This is a genomic window from Bradyrhizobium manausense (genome assembly GCF_018131105.1).
Taxonomy (GTDB): Bacteria; Pseudomonadota; Alphaproteobacteria; order Rhizobiales; family Xanthobacteraceae; genus Bradyrhizobium; species Bradyrhizobium manausense_B.
The window spans coordinates 1-1,501 of the sequence record NZ_JAFCJI010000019.1 but is presented as its reverse complement, the minus strand read 5'-3'; the positions used below and the strand labels follow the sequence as shown (position 1 = coordinate 1,501).

Below are 1,501 nucleotides of genomic sequence, written 5' to 3'. Positions count from 1 at the left end.
ATCCTTCATCCATGGCCGAAGCTGCGCTTCGCCGTCAAACACCCGAGGTAGGAGCCAGAGCTGGCCCCGGTTGTTTGGACAGCGCCCCGCTGGATTTAAGTGGATTCCTGCCGGGTTATGCTGAACGCGGGGCTTTACGATTTTGTCGTTGCGTCGGGAGGGCGTAGCCCGACCAGAGCGACGACAAAATCGTCGGCGACGGTCATGCGGCCATCACCATAGCTTGCGTGCCGAAGTAAGCCTCGTCGGGCGTGCGCCCGTCAAGGCTCGAGTGAGGGCGTCCCTGATTGTAGAAGGCCAGATACTTGGCAATTGACGCTCGCGCCTCGGACACGCTGTCGTAGGCGCGGAGATATACTTCTTCGTATTTGACCGTGCGCCAGAGCCGCTCGACAAACACGTTGTCGCGCCAGGCGCCCTTGCCGTCCATGCTGATGGCGATCTTCGCGTCCAGCAGCACATCGGTGAACTCGAGGCTGGTGAACTGGCTGCCCTGATCCGTGTTGAAAATCTCGGGCCTGCCGTGCTTCGCCAACGCCTCCTGGACCGCTTCGACGCAGAAGGCCGCCTCCATTGTGATCGAGACGCGATGGGCCAGGACCCGTCGGCTGAACACATCGACGACCGCCGCGAGATAGACGAAGCCACGCCGCATCGGAATGTAGGTGATGTCCATTGCCCACGCATGGTCGGGCCGCTCGATCTTCAATCCGCGCAACAGGTACGGGTAGATCTTGTGACCCGGAGCCGGCTTGCTCGTGTTCGGGCGACGATAGACCGCCTCGATCCGCATGCGCTTCATCAGCGTCGCGATGTGGCGGCGACCGGCGTATACGCCCTCCCGCCGCAGCAACGATCGCAGCATACGCGCTCCCGCGAAGGGATAATCGAGATGCAGCTCATCGAGCCGACGCATCAAGGCAAGGTCCTCGGCCGAAACTGGCCGAGGTTCATAGTAGACCGTGCTGCGAGCCAGCTTCAGGACCTTCGCCTGGCGCACGATAGAAAGATCATGATCGCGGTCGATCATCGCTTTGCGCTCAGCAGGCCCGCCTTGGTGAGCGCGCCGGACAAAAAATCGTTTTCCAACGCCAGCTCGCCGATCTTGGCATGTAACGCCTTCAAATCGACCGGCGTCTCGGCCGATGTCTTGTCATGCCCAAACACGCCGGCGGCGCCTTCCAGGAGCTGGTTTTTCCAGATCGTGATCTGGTTCGGATGAACATCAAACAGTTGCGCCAGCTCCGCCAGTGTCTTGTCGCCTTTGACCGCAGCCAAAGCAACCTTCGCCTTGAATGCCGGAGAATGCGTCCGGCGGCTCTTCTTCGTCATCTTCGCTCCTGATTCGCAGCAAGAATCCTCGCCGCTGTCAGGCAGAAAATCCACTCAAGCTACTGTCCGAATTTGCGGGGCCAGCTCTCTCGATGGTCTTTTCCAAATCGAATTCAAGCAGCGGCGCCAGATCGATCTTGTTGATCACCACGAGGGATGAAGCAGCAAA

1 protein-coding gene is annotated in these 1,501 nt (G+C 60.0%); it reads right to left on the bottom strand.

Annotated elements, in window-relative coordinates; all coding sequences use genetic code 11:
- Positions 1-202: 202 nt before the first annotated feature.
- Positions 203-1,332, bottom strand: a protein-coding gene (locus JQ631_RS32185; RefSeq protein ID WP_085967151.1) for an IS3-like element ISRj2 family transposase whose coding sequence is annotated in 2 segments (ribosomal slippage) — positions 203-1,080 and positions 1,080-1,332 — 1,131 coding nt in all. Because the reading frame shifts where the segments join, the coding sequence is not laid out codon by codon here.
- Positions 1,333-1,501 lie beyond the last annotated feature (169 nt).